This window comes from Weissella sp. ESL1177 (genome assembly GCF_058107185.1).
Genome location: NZ_CM176591.1, coordinates 1,955,040 through 1,975,356 on the forward strand (window position 1 = coordinate 1,955,040; position 20,317 = coordinate 1,975,356).

16 protein-coding genes, 1 pseudogene and 1 riboswitch are annotated in these 20,317 nt (G+C 33.8%); of the genes and pseudogenes, 15 read left to right on the forward strand and 2 right to left on the reverse strand.

Annotated features, from left to right (window positions below; translation table 11 throughout):
• Window positions 1-15 precede the first annotated feature (15 nt).
• The 11 genes from AC3B5D_RS09455 to AC3B5D_RS09505 all read left to right on the forward strand — a co-directional run bounded on the left by AC3B5D_RS09455 (window position 16) and on the right by AC3B5D_RS09505 (window position 11,239).
• Window positions 16-1,284 carry an O-antigen polymerase gene (locus AC3B5D_RS09455; RefSeq protein WP_489840288.1) on the forward strand — a complete coding sequence of 423 codons (1,269 nt, stop codon included), beginning with the start codon at window positions 16-18 and terminating at the stop codon, window positions 1,282-1,284.
• Window positions 1,265-2,545 (forward strand): lipopolysaccharide biosynthesis protein, encoded by a 1,281-nt coding sequence (locus AC3B5D_RS09460; protein ID WP_489840287.1) that lies wholly within the window; start codon window positions 1,265-1,267, stop codon window positions 2,543-2,545. The genes AC3B5D_RS09455 and AC3B5D_RS09460 overlap by 20 nt, the downstream gene beginning before the upstream one ends.
• Entirely contained in the window at window positions 2,538-3,326 is a 789-nt protein-coding gene (locus AC3B5D_RS09465) for a glycosyltransferase family protein (RefSeq protein WP_489840286.1), read from the forward strand. The genes AC3B5D_RS09460 and AC3B5D_RS09465 overlap by 8 nt, the downstream gene beginning before the upstream one ends.
• Before the next feature lie 20 nt (window positions 3,327-3,346).
• Entirely contained in the window at window positions 3,347-4,513 is a 1,167-nt protein-coding gene (locus tag AC3B5D_RS09470; RefSeq protein WP_489840285.1) for a nucleotide sugar dehydrogenase, read from the forward strand.
• A gap of 65 nt (window positions 4,514-4,578) precedes the next feature.
• Window positions 4,579-5,451 (forward strand): glucose-1-phosphate thymidylyltransferase RfbA, encoded by an 873-nt coding sequence (rfbA, locus tag AC3B5D_RS09475; RefSeq protein WP_489840284.1) that lies wholly within the window; start codon window positions 4,579-4,581, stop codon window positions 5,449-5,451.
• A gap of 9 nt (window positions 5,452-5,460) precedes the next feature.
• On the forward strand, window positions 5,461-6,057 hold the full coding sequence (locus AC3B5D_RS09480; RefSeq protein WP_489840283.1) for a dTDP-4-dehydrorhamnose 3,5-epimerase family protein: 597 nt from the start codon (window positions 5,461-5,463) through the stop codon (window positions 6,055-6,057).
• Window positions 6,058-6,068: 11 nt separating this feature from the next.
• On the forward strand, window positions 6,069-7,106 hold the full coding sequence (gene rfbB, locus AC3B5D_RS09485; protein ID WP_489840282.1) for a dTDP-glucose 4,6-dehydratase: 1,038 nt from the start codon (window positions 6,069-6,071) through the stop codon (window positions 7,104-7,106).
• Window positions 7,107-7,140: 34 nt separating this feature from the next.
• Window positions 7,141-7,980: a dTDP-4-dehydrorhamnose reductase gene (rfbD, locus tag AC3B5D_RS09490; protein WP_489840281.1), complete on the forward strand. Its 840-nt coding sequence runs from the start codon at window positions 7,141-7,143 to the stop codon at window positions 7,978-7,980.
• 350 nt (window positions 7,981-8,330) lie between these two features.
• A complete protein-coding gene (locus AC3B5D_RS09495) occupies window positions 8,331-9,161 on the forward strand; it encodes a class A sortase (RefSeq protein WP_489840280.1) in 831 nt (276 codons plus the stop codon).
• Window positions 9,162-9,317: 156 nt separating this feature from the next.
• Window positions 9,318-10,643, forward strand: a complete 1,326-nt coding sequence (locus tag AC3B5D_RS09500) for a YhgE/Pip domain-containing protein (protein ID WP_489840279.1) — start codon at window positions 9,318-9,320, stop codon at window positions 10,641-10,643.
• A gap of 17 nt (window positions 10,644-10,660) precedes the next feature.
• Window positions 10,661-11,239 (forward strand): TetR/AcrR family transcriptional regulator, encoded by a 579-nt coding sequence (locus tag AC3B5D_RS09505; protein ID WP_489840278.1) that lies wholly within the window; start codon window positions 10,661-10,663, stop codon window positions 11,237-11,239.
• A gap of 177 nt (window positions 11,240-11,416) precedes the next feature.
• On the opposite strand, the pseudogene AC3B5D_RS09510 reads toward AC3B5D_RS09505, so the two are convergent.
• Window positions 11,417-11,671: pseudogene (locus AC3B5D_RS09510) on the reverse strand (substrate-binding domain-containing protein); the annotation flags it as partial.
• A gap of 121 nt (window positions 11,672-11,792) precedes the next feature.
• Here AC3B5D_RS09510 and AC3B5D_RS09515 point away from each other — a divergent pair.
• The 4 genes from AC3B5D_RS09515 to AC3B5D_RS09530 all read left to right on the forward strand — a co-directional run bounded on the left by AC3B5D_RS09515 (window position 11,793) and on the right by AC3B5D_RS09530 (window position 18,964).
• A complete protein-coding gene (locus AC3B5D_RS09515; RefSeq protein ID WP_489840277.1) occupies window positions 11,793-13,352 on the forward strand; it encodes a hypothetical protein in 1,560 nt (519 codons plus the stop codon).
• Between the two features lie 94 nt (window positions 13,353-13,446).
• Window positions 13,447-13,536: riboswitch (SAM riboswitch) on the forward strand.
• 94 nt (window positions 13,537-13,630) lie between these two features.
• Window positions 13,631-14,824, forward strand: coding sequence for a methionine adenosyltransferase (gene metK / locus AC3B5D_RS09520; protein ID WP_489840276.1), 1,194 nt, complete (start codon window positions 13,631-13,633; stop codon window positions 14,822-14,824).
• Window positions 14,825-15,049: 225 nt separating this feature from the next.
• Window positions 15,050-16,870, forward strand: coding sequence for a pyruvate oxidase (gene spxB / locus AC3B5D_RS09525; RefSeq protein WP_489840275.1), 1,821 nt, complete (start codon window positions 15,050-15,052; stop codon window positions 16,868-16,870).
• A gap of 396 nt (window positions 16,871-17,266) precedes the next feature.
• A complete protein-coding gene (locus AC3B5D_RS09530; RefSeq protein ID WP_489840274.1) occupies window positions 17,267-18,964 on the forward strand; it encodes a BspA family leucine-rich repeat surface protein in 1,698 nt (565 codons plus the stop codon).
• Between the two features lie 213 nt (window positions 18,965-19,177).
• On the opposite strand, the gene AC3B5D_RS09535 is transcribed toward AC3B5D_RS09530, so the two are convergent.
• Window positions 19,178-20,278 (reverse strand): site-specific integrase, encoded by a 1,101-nt coding sequence (locus AC3B5D_RS09535; protein WP_489840273.1) that lies wholly within the window; start codon window positions 20,276-20,278, stop codon window positions 19,178-19,180.
• Window positions 20,279-20,317 lie beyond the last annotated feature (39 nt).

The window sequence follows — 20,317 nt, forward strand, 5'->3', positions numbered from 1 at the left end:
GGAAGGAAAATATTAATGCGTTTTTTTATAGCGTTTTGTATTTTATTAATACTTTTCACAAGCATTATTATTAATAGAAAAATTTTGCATAGTAGCTTTATGGAACCCTCTTTTATATTTTCAAATATATGGTTGAGTTTTTTGCTTTTTAGTTTAATATTTATTCAATTTAATTATAATTATGTCGGAATAATGTATGTAACATTGCTCTGTTTAGTTAGTTTCATACTGAATTTATTTGTTGGAAATTTATTAGATGAAAATATAAATAAAAATGATTATATAGAGTTTAATAGTCATAAAAGTGGTTTTATTTTACTTTGTGTTATTTTCTTAGGAATGATGGTGCCTGTTTTAAATATTCGATTAAATGGATTTTCGATAAGTGATCTTTTTGATTTTGAGGCCTTTTTAGAAATGAATAATCAAATGGCAGTTAATAGGTATAGTGGGTTTCATAAGACAAACAATATAATGCAGTTTTTCATGATATTTGAGTATTTATCTCCTATAATTGGTGGTTATCATTTTGCATCTGTAAAACAAAGAAAAAGTAAATTTTTGGGATTGATAAGTCTCTTACCTGCGATTTCTAATATTTTAATTCAAAATACAAAAAATGAATTATTAAGTAGTCTTTTCTTTTTTTTATCTGCAATGATGATTGCAAATGTTTATCTAGGTAGGGATGTACATGTAAAATTTAGTAGCTTAATTAAATGGGGGATGGTTATTTTTGGAACGCTTTCAGGCTTGATTTTAACGATGTTATTTAGAATAGGGTCAATAACGTTACAAAATATTCAAATCGTATTACATAAATTTTTAATATATGCGTTTGGATCTATTTCAACATTTGATTATTGGTTAGGAAATTATCAAGGAACCATTAATTATGGATTAGGAGAAAATACTTTTATAGGTATTTTTAATTTTTTAGATATCTCAAAAAGAATTCAAGGTGTATATTCTGACTATATTATGATTGATGGATTTGCAGCAAACATTTATACAGCGTTTAGAGGGCTAATTGAAGATTTTGGTGTATTAGGTTCATTTTTAATTTTTTCACTTGGAATGGGAATTGTAGTATTTTCATATTATTCTTTAATCAAAAGAAGCAACATATACTTATCATCATTCATTTTATTAAATGGTTATTTCTTTATTTTTTATAGTTTTATCATTAGTCCATGGAGTTATATGAGCTATATCTTAGCAATCGTTTTATTTTTCCCTTATTTAATTATAGTGAGGTCACCAAGTGAACAAAATAAAAGATAGTCATTTTTTAAAAGATATCATTATTACATTTTTAGGACAAATTTTTGTTTTATTATCCAATTTTTTAATAAATAAGTTGTTAGCTATTTTTGTTGGTGTAAATGAGTTTGGAATATTTAATATTGCTAAGAGGTCTGCAACCCTTATTGGTTTTATCATACTTTTAGAATTGGGTATTAGTATTCCAAGATATTATTCATTATATTTTAAAAGTAATCCTAAAAAAGCTTATGAATATTATCAACTTGGAATGTATATATTATTGACAATGATTGCTTGTTTATCAACTTTAATATATTTTAATCAAAAAATAGTTTCAATTTATATTTTTGGGAATATTAATTTTTCAAATTATGTCATACCATTATTAATTTATTCTATTGGGATAGCAGTGAACACATTTATTTTTTCTGCATATCGTGGTAGAGAACAGTTTTATACTTATACGCTTATACAGTTATTAACGCAATTTATAAATATTATGATTGTATACATTTTTAGGAATAATGGTATTGCATCTATACTATTAAGTTGGGGATTGTCAAACATATTATTAAGTATAATATTTATGTTTATGTTTACTCAATTAAATTCAAAATTTAAAACTTTTAAAATTAATAATTTATTTAATAAGTTAAAAGAATTATTGATTTATGGTGTCCCTAGAATTCCAGGAGAAATCGTACAGTTTTCTTATTATTTGATGCCATTAATGATAATACATCAAAAATTCGGGCAGCTTTCTACAGGCTTTTTCGCAGCATCTACAGGAATTTTACAAGCATTTTTACCTTTATTCAGTTATGTTGGTATTGTCTTGTTACCCAAAGTTAGTAAAGCGCTAATGGAGAAAAAAATGATTCAAGTAAGAAAGCAAGTTGACTATTTATCTATTCTATATTTACTGTTCTCACTTATTGTTGTATTTTTCGGTACTATTTTTTCGAAGCAAATAATGCAGTTATTATACTCAAATGAATATACTAAGCAATTAAATATAGCAAAGATTTTGCTGGTGACTTTGATTCCAAGAGCACAATTCTTGCTTTTACGTAATCCAATTGATGCAATTTCGGTTAGACCTGTTAATACAATTAGTTTATGTGTTTCATTTTTTATAATGCTGCTGATAATGTTTTTTTCAGATAGTATTATCTTTGTAGCGTGGTCTTTTGTTATTTCTGATTCTATATTAGCGTTATTTAGTGTTATTTTTTGGAATCTTATGGTTAATAGAAAGATTAGAGAAGAGAATGGATAATAAAAAAATTATATTTGTGGTTTTAGTTTATGGTAATTATGCAGATTTAAAACGTTTCAATGCTTCGATTCCATTTATGACTAGTAATTATAAAATTGTTGTTGTAGATAGTTTTAAAAATAAGAAGTTAACAGCAGAAGGTCGAAAAGTTTCTTACAATATTGGGGCAGACTTTATTGAAGTCCCTAATAAGGGTTATGGCGCAGGAAATAATGCAGGAATAAATTTTTCACAGCGATTTGATTATGACTATCTATTTATTTCTAATCCTGATGTTGAAATTAAAGATATCAGTCTTAATGAAATTGGAGACAATGAGATTGTAGGCCCAAAAGTCATAACGGACTCAGGTAAAAATCAAAATCCATATTATTATAAGAAAGAAAAAATTGGATTTAGATTATTGAAAAAATATGTATATTCTGGTGTTAGCTTTTGGTACTATTTATACCTGATAAATAATAAAATTTTTAATAAAATTCAAGTTATGTTTTCAAACAAGAATGTACGAAAGACCCCTGTTTATGCATTACATGGTTCTTTTTATGGCATGAAAAAAGAAACGTTGGAAAAAATGATACCGATGTTTGATGAGAAAATGTTTTTATATGCTGAAGAAGATCATATTGCAGAATTAGCAAAAAGTAAAAATATATCGATGATATACGATACTAATTGGACTATAAAACATCATGAAGATGGGAGTGGTACAGTAAAAAATAAGGCAAAAAATAAACTGATACGGAAGTCATTACGTGTTTTCTTTGAAAATTGGCATTAGTATTTAATAAGGAGTTTAAAATGATTATTACAATTGCCGGTACAGGTTATGTCGGATTATCGTTAGCAGCATTGTTAGCTCAAAATAATAAAGTAATTGCTAAAGACATTATAAAAGAAAAAGTTGACTTAATTAATAATAAAATTTCACCAATCGTTGATGAAGAAATTTCCAACTTTTTAAGAAATAAAGAGTTAGACTTAACTGCTACGTTAAATTCAAATTTTGCATATAGCAATGCAGATATGGTTATTATTGCTACACCTACAAATTATGATGAAGACACAAATTATTTTGATACATCTAGTGTTGAAGCAGTTATTGAAGAAGTTTTGAAGCTTAATAATAATGCGTTAATTATTATTAAGTCAACGATACCTGTCGAATTTACTGAGTTGATGAAAAAAAAATTTAATACAGATCGTATTATATTTTCACCAGAATTTTTGAGAGAGGGTAAGGCATTATACGATAATTTATATCCATCAAGAATTGTGGTAGGTGATAAAACTAAAAATGGAAAAACTCTTGTAAAGTTATTACGTGAAGCAGCTATTAAGAAAGATATACCAGAATTTTATTTAACAAGTACGGAAGCAGAAGCTGTAAAATTATTTTCTAACACTTATTTAGCCATGCGTGTTTCTTTCTTTAATGAATTAGATTCGTATGCTGAAGTTAACAAAATGAGTAGTAAAAATATTATCGATGCTATCGCTGCTGATCCGCGCATCGGTAAGGGGTATAACAACCCGTCCTTTGGTTATGGTGGATACTGTCTTCCTAAGGATACAAAGCAATTGTTGGCAAATTATAAAGAAGTCCCTAATAATTTAATTAAGGCTATTGTTGATAGTAATATTACTCGTAAAGATTTTATTACGAGACAAATATTGAGGAAAAATCCAAAAGTTATTGGAATTTATAGATTAACTATGAAAGCAAATTCTGATAATTTTAGATATTCGGCAATTCAGGGAATAATGAATCGAATTAACAAAGCTGGGATTACAATGATTGTTTATGAGCCAAAGCTAGCAGCAAAAATTTTCAAGGGAGCAATTGTTGTCAATGATTTAAAGGAATTTAAGCAGAAATCAGATATAATATTAGCCAACAGAATTTCGAAAGATTTAGAAAATTCAAAAGATAAAGTATATACAAGAGATATTTATAAGAATGAATGAAATATCTACATAGAATTTTAAAAAGAAATTTTTATATGTGTGTAATATGACAATAGGAGTTTATCATGAAAGGAATTATTTTAGCTGGGGGATCAGGTTCTCGCCTGTATCCAATTACAAAAGCCACGAGTAAACAATTAGTACCAGTTTATGATAAGCCAATGATTTATTATCCAATGTCGGTTTTAATGTTAGCAGGTATTAAAGATATATTGTTAATTTCAACACCTACATATATTAAACAATTTAAAAACTTATTTGGTAATGGACAAGAATTGGGATTACATATTAAATATGCTGTGCAAAGAGAACCGCGTGGTTTGGCAGATGCGTTTATTATAGGTGCTGATTTTATAGGTGAGGATACTGTTGCGTTGGTGTTGGGTGACAATATTTTTTATGGTGCTGGTTTGTCCCAAAAATTACAAAAAGTTGCTACTAAAACAACAGGGGCAACAATATTTGGTTATCAAGTAAAAGATCCAGAACGTTTTGGTGTTGTAGAGTTTGATGATGATGGTAAAGCATTATCAATTGTTGAAAAACCAGTAAAACCAAAATCTGATTTTGCTGTTACAGGGCTCTATTTTTATGATAATGATGTCATAAAAATAGCTGCAAGTATAAAACCTTCAGCTCGTGGTGAAATAGAAATTTCGGATATCAATCAAGCCTACCTTGATCGTGGAGACTTAGATGTACAAGTAATGGGACGTGGGTACGCTTGGCTTGACACGGGGACACATGATTCATTATTGGAGGCTTCATCGTTTATTGCTGCTATTCAAAAGCAACAAAATTTGAAAGTAGCGTCATTGGAAGAAGTTGCTTATCGCATGGGATATATTGATATTAAACAATTAGAAGCCTTGGCAGAACCATTAAAGAAAAATGATTATGGACAATATTTACTGAGAATAGTTGCAGAAGAAAGTTGAAAAAATAGTATGGATAAAAATTTTTTTGAAAAGAAATTAGCTGCTCGTTCAATCACTGTAATTCCAGGGATGATAGAATTTGATATTCCTGTTCACGGTGATAATCGTGGTTGGTTTAAAGAAAATTTTCAAAAAGAAAAAATGTTGCCTTTAGGTTTTCCAAAAGAGTTCTTCAAAGAGAACAAACTACAAAACAATGTGTCATTATCACGTAAGGGAGTGTTACGTGGTTTACATGCAGAGCCTTGGGATAAGTACATTTCAGTAGCTGATAACGGCCAAGTCCTTGGTGCATGGGTGGATTTACGTGAAGGCGATTCGTTTGGGCATGTTTATCAAACGGTTATTGATGCTAGCAAAGGGATTTATGTGCCTCGTGGTGTGGCCAATGGTTTTCAGGTATTAAGTGAAACAGTTTCGTATACTTATTTAGTTAATGATTATTGGGCCTTAGAGCTAAAGCCAAAGTACGCTTTTGTGAATTATGCTGATTCGACATTGGGAATCAAATGGGATGATCTTAATCATGCAGAAGTGAGTGAAGCTGATAAACAGCATCCATTATTAAAAGATGTTGAACCATTAAAGCGAGATCAATTGAAATAGGAGCTCAATTCATGACGGAATATAAAAATATATTGGTAACCGGTGGTGCTGGCTTTATTGGCGCAAATTTTGTGCGTTATCTTGTTGACGAACATCCTGAAGTTACTGTCACGGTTCTTGATAAGTTGACTTATGCGGGTAATAAAGCAAATTTAGCTGGATTACCTGAAGACCGTGTGAAACTAGTGGTTGGTGATATTGTAGATGCACCATTAGTTGATAAATTAGTTTCAGAAACTGATGCAGTGATTCACTATGCTGCTGAAAGTCATAATGATAATTCATTAAAAGATCCTTCACCATTTATTCAAACTAACATTATGGGAACTTACACACTAATTGAAGCAGCTCGTAAATATAATAAGCGTTTCCATCATGTTTCTACAGATGAAGTTTATGGCGATTTACCATTACGTGAGGATTTACCTGGTCATGGTGAAGGAAAGGGTGAAAAATTCACGCCTGAATCTCAATATCGACCATCAAGTCCCTACTCATCATCGAAAGCTAGTTCAGACCTATTAGTACGTGCCTGGGTGCGTTCTTTTGGTTTGAAGGCGACCATTTCAAATACGTCTAATAATTATGGACCTTATCAACATATTGAGAAGTTCATTCCTCGTCAGGTGACGAATATTATTTCTGGTATCAAACCAAAATTATACGGTTCTGGTAAAAATGTTCGTGATTGGATTCATACATATGATCATGCAACTGCTGTATGGGCCATTCTAACGAAGGGCAAGATTGGTGAAACTTACTTAGTTGGCGCAGATGGTGAAAAAGATAATATCACAGTATTACGCACAATCTTAAAAGATATGGGTAAAGATGAAAATGATTTTGACTTTGTGCAAGATCGTTCAGGGCATGATTTACGTTATGCGATCGATGCTACAAAGATTCGTGAAGAACTGGGTTGGCAACCAAAATATACCGATTTTGCAACTGGTTTGAAGGATACCATTAAATGGTATGAAGATCATCAATCATGGTGGGAAGCTGAAAAGGCAGCTGTTGAGGCTGAGTATGCACAGAATAATCAATAATATTGAAGGTGCATAAACTACTTTTGGAGGAATTATGAAGTACTTAATTACAGGTGCTAATGGGCAACTTGGTCAAGAATTGCAAAAATTGTTGTTGGAACGTCAATTGGATTTTGTGGCCTTTGATTCACACCAATTGGATATTACCGACCGAGAGCATGTGATGTCAGTATTTGAACACGAGAAACCAGATGTTGTGCTACATGCTGCTGCTTATACAAAAGTTGATTTAGCCGAAGATGAAGGGCGTTCTCAAAATTGGCAAGTAAATGTTGAGGGTACAAAAAATATTGCTGATGCAGTGAAAAAATATAGTGCGAAATTGGTTGCTATATCAACAGACTACGTTTTTGATGGCATGAATTTGGAAGAATACAAAGAGGATGATCCAGTTAATCCTAAAAATGCTTATGGACGCGCAAAGTTAGCTGGTGAATTAGCTGTTAGTGAAAGTGGAGCCGATGCCTACCTTGTTAGAACGAGTTGGGTATTTGGTGAATTTGGCAATAATTTTGTGTATACAATGCAACGGCTTGCTCAAAATCATTCTAAATTAACAGTGGTTAACGATCAAATGGGACGACCTACTTGGACAAGAACATTAGCAGAATTTATGTTGCATCTAATTAAAACAAGATCAGAATATGGTATTTATCATTTATCTAATGATGATACAGCTACTTGGTATGAATTTGCACAGGAAATTTTAAAAACAACATCAGTAAAAGTTATGCCAGTAACCAGTGCGGAGTTTCCACAAAAAGCCTATAGACCTAAACATGCTGTAATGAGTTTGGAAAAGGCTAAATCAACAGGTTTTGAAATTCCTACTTGGCAGGATGCTTTGAAAAAGTTTTTATCATCGATGGTTTGATGTATATGGTGAGTGCATGTCCTATTTTTTAAAACAAAATGGACATTACAACGTATTATAAAGTTAACATTGGGAAAATTTTATCTTATTTGTTAGTCAACTGGATTTATGATAAAACCACTTATGGACATCAATAAATACCTTGTTTTCTTTTTTAGATAACAACATTTTATAGGTGTCTTTTTATTTTTTTCTTAATTCTAATATGTTGGAAGTTAAGTTAGTAGTATTAGATGATTGATTTCTTCATAAATATAGTAGTCTTTTGTTATACTATTTATTAGTAATAAATTTTTCAAACGAATTTGAGTGCTGAAATTTAATTGGCATAGACAGAAAGTTCATCAAAAATGAAATTAGCAAAAAGATTTTTTCAAACCATTTTGACAGTTATTATTTTATGTAGTGTTGGTTACATTTGTTATCAGCAAAATTGGTTTGATATTCATAATAAAACAATTCAAACAATTCGAACGCATAAAGTGACAGTTGATCGTCATCAGAAAATTCGATTGCAAGAGCGGAATAAAATTAGACAACGATTAATGCGTGAAACGCAACCTGGTTTGAAAAAACAGGGCTTTGTCAGCATACCAACTGTGGGTATTCTTGAACCGATTTTCAATGATGCCTATTCAGAAAAGGGACTCCAAGCAGGTGCAAATTATGCAAATCGTAATAATGTTGATCCGACGGGGAAGCAAGTGCCTGTAATGGGACAAGGTAACTATGGCTTAGCGAGTCACAATTTTGATGATGGATTAACTGGCTTTAGTGGTTTGCAGCAGAATTATAAAAATGATGCGCCATACTTGGTAGATGGGCAACGACAAACAAACAATTGGTTGAATCATAAGGCGGTTTATTTGGCTAATAATGACGGTATTTATGAATATCGTATTAAGCAACAGCGACTAGTTAAGGCTGATGATGTCAATGTCCTTGATCCCACGCAACAGGCACAAGTGACAATTATTACGTGTCTATTTCCAAGTACCTCATATCGAATTATTACGACTGGTTACTTGAAAAAAGATTACACGTGGTCAAAGGCGCCCAGTCGAATTGTGTCGTATTTTGATTTAACGAAACAAAAAACTAATGCACATGTTGATTGGTATAATCCAGGTATCGAAGAAGGCGTTAATGGTGATGCGGGTGGCACAAAAACTGTGAAATAGTGAAATAAAGAGGTCATTAGAGACAGGAATTCGTTTGAAGCAACGATAAGCTTTAGACGAATTTTTATTTTTTATTTTTTGCAAGCAAGCACTTGCTTTATTATTTTATTCTGTTATTATTATCAGTGGAAATAAAAGAAAGAGGAGTATGAAGACATGCGAATCAAAGAATTTTTAAGCAGTAAAGGTCCAAAATTGGCTACACTGGTTACCTTATTATTCGGTATTTTAATTTTTACAATTTATTTTACAGGTTATCATGCTGTCCCCAATCATATTGATCGATTACCAGTCACGCTGGTCAATCAAGATCCTAAGAGTAAACATTTGGCAACGCAATTAAAGCAGAAATTACCATTTCATGATGTGAAACAGACTAGCAATTTAAACACAGCAAAAAAAGAACTCGATAATCGTAAGAGTTATTTCGTCATTGCAATTCCAAAGAATTTTTCGGCAGATGTAAAAGCAAATCATAAAACGAATTTAGAGATGTACACGAATGATGCTAATCCTAGTTTAGTGAACTCATCTGTTAAATTAGCTGCTCAAAAAATAGGCCAGACAGTTACACAAAATATCACGATGCAAAAAGCAACTTTCGCTTTTGCTAAACCACAACTCGGTGAGTTGCAACAAGACGTGCAAAAGAAAAAAGCAGCATCAGCAGACAAGCTAAAACAAGCACAACAAAAAATTGCGAGTGCGCCAGCAGCACAACAACAAACGTTAACTGATCAATTAAATCAACAAATAACTGATCAAAAAAAGCAAGCAACACAACAAGCTAATCAACAAAAACAAACAATTATTGCCTCTGCCAAAAAGCAAGCAACCAATCTATCAAACAGCGTTCAAGTGAAATTACACCGTGAAAATGCACTTCACGAAGGATTGAATTATGCTATGGCCCCATTCTTCTTTGCATTAGCATTGTATCTGGGAACGATGATTGCATCATTAGTCCTCTATGGCACATATGCTAAGTTTGCTGGTCAGATAGGACGATTTCATGCATTTGCTGATTTAGAAATCACATATATTATCATTTCAGCAATTAGTAGTTTGGTTAATTCATTGATTCTAATGAGTTATATTGGCTTTGATGGTACGATGTTCCTGCCAATGTTTGTTAGTCATTGGTTGTTTGTCTGGGCAGCCTTTAATATCACAGCAATGATGTACTTACTACTTGGACAATTGGGCGTAACATTGAACATTTTGATTACCATGATGCAAATTGTTGCTAGTGGTGGCATGTTCCCCGCAATTTTAATGAACGGTTTCTTTAAATTTGTGCATACTATTTTACCAATGTCTTACATTGTGAGTGCTGATTTTGACACTTTCTACACAAACAACAGCATCACAAACAACATGTTCATGTTAATATTAATATTATTGGGCGCAATAATAATTAATTTAATTATTGTCACATTGAGAAAAAAGCAGACGATGATTGATTTTCATGATCTGAGTTAAAGGAGTTACAAGAAGTTATGACAAGTGATGTTGATCAAAAAATATTGACAGCTTTTGCGAAGTTGGTAAATCAATTTGGGTACAGGGGTTCAACAACGCGTAAAATTGCTGCAACAGCTGGTATTAATGAGAGCACACTGTTTCGACATTTTTCTGATAAAGAGAGTATTCTCAGACGATTGATCGATGACTATTCAAAAGAAGTTTCTCAGGTTGGAGAAACCTTTCAGTTATCAGGAGATGCGAAACATGATTTGACTCGTGCAGTCAGCATTTATCAATATTTTATTGAAAATCATCAACCTGTCTTTCAATTAGTATTAAGAGAAAATTATGAATTTCCAGAGTTATCAGATATATTAAATCAGTTATTTATACTGCAAAGTAATTTAATGACAACGTTACTGCAGAAGATGATTGCAGCTAATGAAATTAAAGCTGATATCAATATTGAAATAGAAGTACAAAACTTAATGTTAATGAACTTCGGTCATTCCGTCTTTAAATATGTTTATACAGAAAACCCACAAAAGGTAGATAATCAAAAATATTTGAATGATAATATTCGAGTGTTTATTGAGCATTTATTGAGTTGATGTGGTATTAAGATAAGCAATTAGCAATTGTCGCACAACGAATAACCAGATTTGGTATAGTATAAATGTGAAATAAATGACGTGCGGGAAATGTTGCATAAATTTAAATAATATCAATAAAACGAGTGGTAATCGCCATGATTAATAGCGATTACCACTCGTTTTTTGTCTAAAATTTTATTGTTGAAAACTATCTCGGTAAATCAAAGAAGGTGTGATGAGAGTAACGGCTTGCATATCACGATTAAAAGTAATCATTTCATCGAGCCTATCAAAACTTGCCGTAACCAGTTGATCAATATCGATGTGAAAAGTTGTTAGGGCAGGTTGTGTATATGCAGCACTTGCACTGTCGTTGATACTGATGATTGCAAGATGCTGTGCCAACCTTGTATCAATACTATTGAGAGCATTTAATACGCCAATTGCTAGATCATTAGATTGGCTAAACTAATTTTTTATTTTTAGTATATTTTTTCGTCATGAAAAATATTGTTTTATAAAGAAAAATAAAGTAATATTTGATTATATTTATTTGACGGAAGGTATTTGAATGAAAGTCAAGAAACGACGGACCCCAGTAATCAATGATAAAAGTAAGCAATTAATTGCTGAATTACAACCTTTTGCAAGATTAATTAAAAAAAGTTATATCGTTGATAGTATTTTATCTCGGCAACAATTAAATGCACTGACACAAGCCAGTAAAAGAATATTACAACCAGTGCAATCATTGCTCGATAACAAGTTAATTCAGCAGCCACTGCAATTGACCACATTGACTTATCAAAATGATTTACGACATAGGCAGTTACAAGTTGTTTTTTCAGATGGACAACAGTATGAAGTGCATCGATTTCTACAGGAGCTAAACAGATTACTATCACAAGCGATAACAGAAGAAGAATTTTATCACAGATTAATTAAAGTATCGAGTCAACCAATGAGCGTGCAGCAACCACTTGAAACACATGATAAAAATCAACGAGCTAATCAAGTACTGAAGCAACGTATCCGCCAGTTAACGATTGCAAAAAGCCAGCTAGCAAAGCAGTATGACCAAGCGTTAGCAGGCATGAATGCAGCCAGAGAGACACTACACATTAAAGATATGCAATATCAGCAATTGCAAGAACAATATCGACAATTAGAAAAGAAAAATGACGATTATCAATTTAAATTAAATAAACAGACACAAACAATTAGTGATATTCGTGAGCAGATTAGAATCCAACAAACACAAAATAAACACAAGCAATTAACTCATAAAATAAATGAACGGATTTGGCTAAAACACGTTTGTCCAAAAGTTGATGATCGCCAATTCAAAGAAAAAATAAAAAAATTACAAGATGAATTAGGGGAGGTTCAGCAACAATTACGACAAGTACAATCACCGGTGATATTGCAACCAACGCTCAGTCGTTCAGAACGACTCCGACAATTGACAAGTGACCTACATTTAGATTGTATTGATGAATACCATCCTCTGTTACGTTTGGTACAAAAGTATAATGAATTGATCGCTGAAGATTTGGTTTTATGGCATCAAATCCAAGGATATTTTGAACAGGACGGTGATCAATGGTTATTTATTGATCGTCGAGGTCAACAATATAACATGACTCATGTTTCATTAAATGGGCTGGCGTTATCTGAGATTACCTCGGATTACTATTATTCAGCTAGACAGCGGATTGATACAGGTCATATTATGTTGATTCGACAATTAAATGAACCAATTGTCCAGGTGAAAACAACGATTTCTAAAAACAAGTGTGTCGCAACAAATGTACAGTCAGACAAACAAGTATTAATTATTTCTTGGTGGGGTGAAACAGTAAAAAATGCTGCCAAAAAATTAAAACAGCTTGGTGTAACAGTCATTTGGTTAGATCCATCTGATCTGAACAATGATAAAATCATCCATGAAATGCAGAAATCACAATATGATTTTCAATTAGTTGTTATGCGTGGTGCGCATCATGAGACAGTTACTGCTGCACATCGGTTACGTCGATTGGGTTATTTAATAAAGGTTGCCAATAATCCAGGGGCAAGTGCTATGGTGCAATATGTCAGCGAAGCGTTAGCATTAAATACTAAAAAATAAGTTATGATATGATTTTGATTACTTAAAAAACGACTTGCACAAAAATAAAAAAATCAGTATGATAGATACCGTATTAAAAAGTAAATAACTCGACATCCTATCGAGAGTCAGGGAGGGACTAGACCTTATGATCTGACACCAACTACCATTTATTGGTGATGTGGTAATTTCTAGTAGATAGGCGCATATCGATTAAACCCCGACATGCCGCCTATGTGTGGTAGTCGGGGTTATTTATTTTGAATTTTAGATGAAATTTAAAGGAGATATTGATAATTATGTCAGAAAAGCGTTTATTTACGTCAGAGTCAGTTTCAGAAGGACATCCTGATAAAGTATCTGATCAAATTTCAGATGCCATTTTGGATGCGGTCTTAAAGGAAGATCCTCAGGCGCGAACAGCGGTAGAAACATCAGTGACAACCGGATACGTTAATGTGTTTGGTGAGATGTCAACAACAGCCTATGTCAACATTAATGATATTGTACGTCAGACATTAAAGCGAATTGGTTATGATGATCCTGATGCTGGGTTCTTGGCAGATGACATTCATGTTGGTGTGACTTTGGATGAACAGTCACCTGATATTGCACAAGGTGTTGATTCAGCAATCGAACAACGTGAAGACGGTGGTGTTGATCCACTTGATCAAATTGGTGCAGGGGATCAAGGTTTGATGTTCGGTTTTGCAACAAACGAGACAGATGAATATCTACCTTTGTCAGTTGTTCTGTCACACAAATTAGTTAAGAAACAAGCTGACGTGCGTCGTGCAGGTATTTTAGATTATCTATTACCTGATGCAAAAGCACAAGTTACAGTAGAATTGGATGAAAATGATAAGCCAATTCGTATTGATACAGTTGTCTTATCAACACAACACCGTGCATCTGTCACATTGGAACAATTACGCAAAGATGTTCGGGAGTACATTATTAAGCCAATTTTGCCAGCTGAAATGGTCGATGAGAATACGCGTTACTTGATCAACCCAACAGGTCGTTTCGTTATCGGTGGTCCAAAAGGGGATGCTGGTATGACCGGACGAAAGGTCATTGTTGATACGTATGGTGGTTATGCTCGCCATGGTGGTGGCGCCTTCTCTGGAAAGGATGCTACGAAGGTCGATCGTAGTGCGGCTTATGCAACTCGCCACATTGCCAAGAATATTGTGGCAGCTGGTTTGGCTGAAAAGGTTGAAATACAAGTTGCGTATGCTATTGGTGTAGCAGCGCCAGTCTCAGTAAATGTGAATACGTTTGGTACAGGTAAGGTATCTGATGACGACTTGGTCGCAGCTATTCGTGATTTGTTTGAATTACGTCCAGCCGGTATTATTGAAGATTTGGATTTGCGTAAGCCACGTTATGAAGCAACGGCTGCTTATGGTCACTTTGGTCGTCCAGAGTTGGACTTACCTTGGGAGCGTTTGGACAAGGTTGATGAATTGAAGGCATATTTTAATAAGTAAGCAATGGATATTGTTAAGAATGAGATGATCGTTTTCATCTCATTCTTTTTATTTTTGGCGGTTAGATAAGTCGTATGATCATTGATTTTCTGAAATGATGAATCATACCAAAATAGACTGATTTACTTTATATAAGTACTTGACATGAATACACTGTTCCGATACAATTAAGAGCAGTGGAAAGAAAGCGTTTACAGCGCGTTTATTTTATAGGAGATATGTTAGATGTCAGATAAGAAGATCTCAGCTGGGTTAGCAGCTTTGAAGGTTATGGAAGGATGGGGCGTTACCACAATGTATGGTGTCCCTTCTGGAACGTTGAGCGGTATGATGGATGCCATGGGTAATCCTGAGAACAACATCAAGTTTTTGCAAGTAAAGCATGAAGAAGTTGGTGCAATGGCTGCTGTTATGCAATGGAAGTTCGGTGGTAAGTTAGGCGTTACTGTCGGTTCTGGTGGCCCTGGTGCAACTCACTTGATTAATGGTTTGTACGATGCTGCAATGGATAACGTACCAGTTTTGGCCATTTTGGGATCAAAGCCAGTTCGTGAATTGAACATGGACTCATTCCAAGAATTAAACCAAAATCCAATGTACGAAAACATTGCTGTATATAATCGCCGTGTCGCAACTGCTGAGCAATTACCTCACTTGGTTGATGATGCCATCCGTACAGCGATTGCTAAACGTGGTGTTGCCGTTCTTGAAGTACCTGCAGACTTTGGTTTTGCAGAAATTAATGAAAACTCAATTTACTCAACACCATTGTATTCTTCAGGTTTAAAGTACAAAGAATACAAGTCAGCACCTGTTGATGAATCAGATATCGATGAAGCTGTTTCATTGCTAAACCAAGCAAAGCGTCCAGTTATCTACGCTGGTGTTGGTACTATCGGTCATGGACCTGCTGTACAAGAATTGGCACGTAAGATCAAGGCACCAATTATCACAACTGGTAAGAACTTTGAGACTTTTGACTGGGATTTTGAAGCATTGACTGGATCAACATTCCGTGTTGGTTGGAAACCAGCTAATGAAGCTGTTCTTGAGGCAGATACGGTTTTGTTTGTCGGAACAAACTTCCCATTCTCAGAAGTTGAGGGAACTTTCCGTAACGTTGACAAGTTCATCCAAATTGATAACAACCCTGCAATGCTAGGAAAGCGCCACCAAACCGATGTTGCAATTCTTGGTGATGCTGGTGAAGCAATTGATGAAATCTTGGCTAAGGTTTCTCCTGTTTCAGAGTCATCATGGTGGAATGCAAACATTAAGAACGTTCAAAACTGGCGTGACTACATGAACAAACTTGAGCAAAAGACTGAAGGTGATCTTCAAGCTTACCAAGTTTACAATGCTATTAACAAGTATGCTGCAGAAGATGCTATCTTCTCAACTGATGTTGGTAACGTCACACAAATGTCAATTCGTCATTTGCACATGACACCTAAGAATATGTGGCGTACGTCACCATTATTTGCAACAATGGGAATTGGTTTGCCAGGTGGTATTGGTGCCAAGAACACATACCCAGATCGTCAAGTTTGGAATTTGATGGGTGATGGTGCTTTCTCAATGACTTACCCTGATGTTGTTACTAACGTTCGTTACAACTTGCCAGTTATCAATGTTGTCTTTACAAACACGGAATATGGTTTCATCAAGAATAAGTATGAGGATACAAATACTTATAACTTTGGTGTTGACTTTACTGATGTTGACTACGCTAAGATTGCCGAAGCACAAGGTGCTGTTGGTTTGACTGTTAGCCGTATTGAAGACATTGATCGTGTGATGAAGGAAGCTGTTGACTACTATAACCAAGGTCGTGTGGTTGTGGTTGATGCAAAAATCACTAAGGATCGTCCAATTCCAGTTGAAACATTGAAGCTTGATACTAATTTGTACAGTGAAGACGTTGTTAATGACTACAAGGAAAAGTACGAAGCACAAGAGTTGGTACCATTCCGTGAGTTCCTTGAAGCTGAAGGTTTGACTTCAAAGTACATTAAGGAAGAAAACAGTAACAAATTTAGTTTTTAATTTTAAAAAGAGTGAATCCAAAAGTTTAAAAGAAATTTTTGACCTTTTGTGATACATTTAAGACCATCAATTTACCACAGTTAAGTGGTTAAAATTGATGGTCTTTTTAATTTAACGATTTATAATCATGATGTCGAACAAAAAAATTTGCTAATTGTCTATCAGAAATGAATTTTTGAATATAAAAAACACTTAAATATTTATCTTTTTGTATCCTTTAAGTATTTCTAATACTGTTTTTATTGAGCATCTTAATGCAATTATTACTTATTTTATTTGATAAATAAAAGGTTGATAGTAATATTGTCTTTTTATTGACTATAATCAAACATTGACAAAAGAAACATAATTTATATCTGAATTTTTCATATAAAATTCATAAATTGGAGCATTGAGATGAGTAAAAAAGTACAAGTTATGGCGTTATTATCATCACTATTAGTGGGTACAGTGATTGAACCAGCAACCGTTAATTTAGTGTTTTCTGATAGTATGACTAGTGGTAGCAACCAGAATAGCACACAAACACAAGATCAAGATACAAACGATAATTTAACGACTGGTGTGTGGGGAACTGCTACTTGGACGTTTAATAAAAGTACGGGTGAATTAAGCGTTAATGGCGGTGGGCAACTTAGCAATCCAGATACTGATTTAGCATCAATTAAAAGTCAAGTAAGCAAGATTGTTTTCCTTGGTCCAGTAACTGCGCCACAGGACAGTACAGGACTGCTTTCGTTTGGCAATAATTTAAAACAAATTCAAGGATTGCACAATCTTGATACATCGCATGTTAATAGTATGCAAAATATGTTTCTATTTGATAGTAGTTTAACTTATCTGGATTTGAGTTCTTGGCATACAAATAATGTCACAAATATGAATGGCATGTTTGCTTATACGAGTGCGTTAGTAACTTCAGATTTGAGTAAATTAAATACTGCAAGTGTAATGAGTATGAAAGATATGTTTAGTAATTCTGGTATTCGGCAGGTTGACTTATCGTCATTTGATACAAGTCAAGTGACAACTATGGGGAATATGTTTATTGACACACCAAACTTAATTATGCTTGATTTGACGAGTTTTAATACACAAAATGTGACTGATTTTGGTGGCATGCTCTATCGGACATCAGTCGCAAAATTAAAGTTGGGACCAAGTGCAAAATTAGTCGATCCTTGGTTAGTTAATCCACAAGCAGGCGTTGTAAACCCAATTACAGGGAATGAAACGAATGGTCAATGGCAAGAAGATAATACTGGAAAGGTGCTAGTTGATTTAGCACATCCTCAAGTGAATAAAACATACATCTGGGGAGATATCGATTCATCAAATGGTAACAGTGGGGCAACAAGTTCAAGCACAGCAGATAGTAGTGATTCAACGAGTTCAAGTGCTGTAGATAGTAGCAGTGCATCAACGAGCTCAAGTGCCGTAGATAGCAGTAGTGATTCAACGAGTTCAAGTGCTGTAGATAGTAGCAGTGCATCAACGAGCTCAAGCACAGCAGACAATAGCAGTGCATCAACGAGCTCAAGTGCCGTAGATAGCAGTAGTGATTCAACGAGTTCAAGTGCTGTAGATAGTAGCAGTGCATCAACGAGCTCAAGCACAGCAGATAATAGTAGTGATTCAACGAGTTCAAGTGCTCTAGATAGTAGCAGTGCATCAACGAGCTCAAGTGCCGTAGATAGCAGTAGTGATTCAACGAGCTCAAGTGCCGTAGATAGTAGCAGTGCATCAGCAAGTTCAAGCACAGCGAATAGTAGCGGTACATCAACAGGTGCAAGTCATCACTCAAGTATGAATAGTTCATCAGCTAATTCAGTTAGTGTTCCAAATAATGATTTTGTACCATCACATGATCATACAAACGCTACAATCGAGTCAGCAACTGTCACTAGCCAACCACTTGTTGATCCTACAATGAGTAATCAACAAGGATTGCAACAACAAATGGCTACCAATAAATCAAAATTACCACGAACGAATGTGATGGATAAAAGAGATAATATTATCCTTACTAGTGTTGTTATCGGCATAGTAGCTTTCGTTGGTCTGTTGAGTACACGACGTAAGCGACAGCGTTAATCATCTTAAATAATAATGATAAATTCATGGCATTAAACTAGATTAATATATTATTAAACCGCTATAATCGTTGTTCAATCAATGATTATAGCGGTTTTTATTTGTTTGTTAAAGTACGCTAGCGTTCTGTAATGTTCGTTAAAATTCCCACAAAATCCCACAACTTTTAAAATGTTCCCACAAAATTCCCACAAAAAAATCTAGCCCAAAACGCTAGATTTCATCTAAAAATTTAATTGTTTTTTCTTCTTCGCTTGTCTGCTTTTCCATTAACAAATGAGCATAAATTTGTTGCGTTATTAAAATATTTCGATGACCTAATCTTTTTGATGCATAGGTCATATCAACTCCTTTATCTAAAAGATATGAAACGTGTGAATGTCGCAAGCCATGTACAGAAACAATATTACTAAAATTATGTTCACGTTCGATTCTTTCAAGCCAAATATTACAAACAGTAGCATAGCGACGGCCATCAAATAATTCTTCTTGTTTATTCCATGACTTTTTTGCACTGATAAATTTTTGATAATTTATGAAAAATCTTTTTGGCATAGCAATCGTTCTAATTGACGATTCGGTTTTTGGTACTGTACTTTTACCTGAAGCACGTTGTTTCGTTTTGTTTATTGTAATTGTATGATCTACTAAATTAATATCTTTTTTTGTTAATGCTAATGCTTCACCAGCTCGCATACCTGACAATGCAATTAAATAAATCATAAACGAAGTTCGCCATGTTATCAGTTTTTCATCTGATTCTATAAAATCAATAAGCCAATTAAATTCATCCACCTGAATAAATTTTTCTTCATCTGGCTTAGGTTTTTCACCAGGAGTAACTGTTCCAAAAGTAGGGTCAGATTCTATTAAGCCATCATGGAAAGCTTGTACAATAACCTGTTTAATAATTTGATTCCTTTTTGTAACAGAACTGCGCTTTCTATTTTTAGCGTAATCATTTAAATAGGTTTGATATGACTGGCGCGTGATATCACTTAGCATAGCATCAGCGAAATAAACATCAACAATATATTTTTCTGCTGCATCCCAAGCTACATAGGTTGATTCTTTTAAATCACGACTGGCAAAATACAATTCTCTATATTCATCAAAATATTTTTTGAATGGTGTGATAGCTCCTTTTTGTAAAGCAGATTTTCCATTATCGATGGTAATAGATGCTGCCCAAGTTTCGGCTTGTTTTTTACTTTTAAATCCGCTTTTTGTTTTTCTTTTATAGCGACCGTTTTTATCTTTAACAGAAGTAGTAACTTCAGCACGCCATCCTGTTTTTGTCTTAAAAACACTCATAAAAATGTCCTTTCAAATAATCCAGTATGTTATACTGAA

Coding starts and splice junctions, on each gene's coding strand:
- AC3B5D_RS09500 (WP_489840279.1), top strand. CDS start 9,318: ATGCGAATCAAAGAATTTTTAAGCAGTAAAGGTCCAAAATTGGCTACA.
- AC3B5D_RS09515 (WP_489840277.1), top strand. CDS start 11,793: ATGAAAGTCAAGAAACGACGGACCCCAGTAATCAATGATAAAAGTAAG.
- AC3B5D_RS09495 (WP_489840280.1), top strand. CDS start 8,331: ATGAAATTAGCAAAAAGATTTTTTCAAACCATTTTGACAGTTATTATT.
- AC3B5D_RS09535 (WP_489840273.1), bottom strand. CDS start 20,278: ATGAGTGTTTTTAAGACAAAAACAGGATGGCGTGCTGAAGTTACTACT.
- AC3B5D_RS09480 (WP_489840283.1), top strand. CDS start 5,461: ATGGATAAAAATTTTTTTGAAAAGAAATTAGCTGCTCGTTCAATCACT.
- AC3B5D_RS09455 (WP_489840288.1), top strand. CDS start 16: ATGCGTTTTTTTATAGCGTTTTGTATTTTATTAATACTTTTCACAAGC.
- rfbD (WP_489840281.1), top strand. CDS start 7,141: ATGAAGTACTTAATTACAGGTGCTAATGGGCAACTTGGTCAAGAATTG.
- metK (WP_489840276.1), top strand. CDS start 13,631: ATGTCAGAAAAGCGTTTATTTACGTCAGAGTCAGTTTCAGAAGGACAT.
- rfbB (WP_489840282.1), top strand. CDS start 6,069: ATGACGGAATATAAAAATATATTGGTAACCGGTGGTGCTGGCTTTATT.
- AC3B5D_RS09505 (WP_489840278.1), top strand. CDS start 10,661: ATGACAAGTGATGTTGATCAAAAAATATTGACAGCTTTTGCGAAGTTG.
- rfbA (WP_489840284.1), top strand. CDS start 4,579: ATGAAAGGAATTATTTTAGCTGGGGGATCAGGTTCTCGCCTGTATCCA.
- AC3B5D_RS09470 (WP_489840285.1), top strand. CDS start 3,347: ATGATTATTACAATTGCCGGTACAGGTTATGTCGGATTATCGTTAGCA.
- AC3B5D_RS09530 (WP_489840274.1), top strand. CDS start 17,267: ATGAGTAAAAAAGTACAAGTTATGGCGTTATTATCATCACTATTAGTG.
- spxB (WP_489840275.1), top strand. CDS start 15,050: ATGTCAGATAAGAAGATCTCAGCTGGGTTAGCAGCTTTGAAGGTTATG.
- AC3B5D_RS09465 (WP_489840286.1), top strand. CDS start 2,538: ATGGATAATAAAAAAATTATATTTGTGGTTTTAGTTTATGGTAATTAT.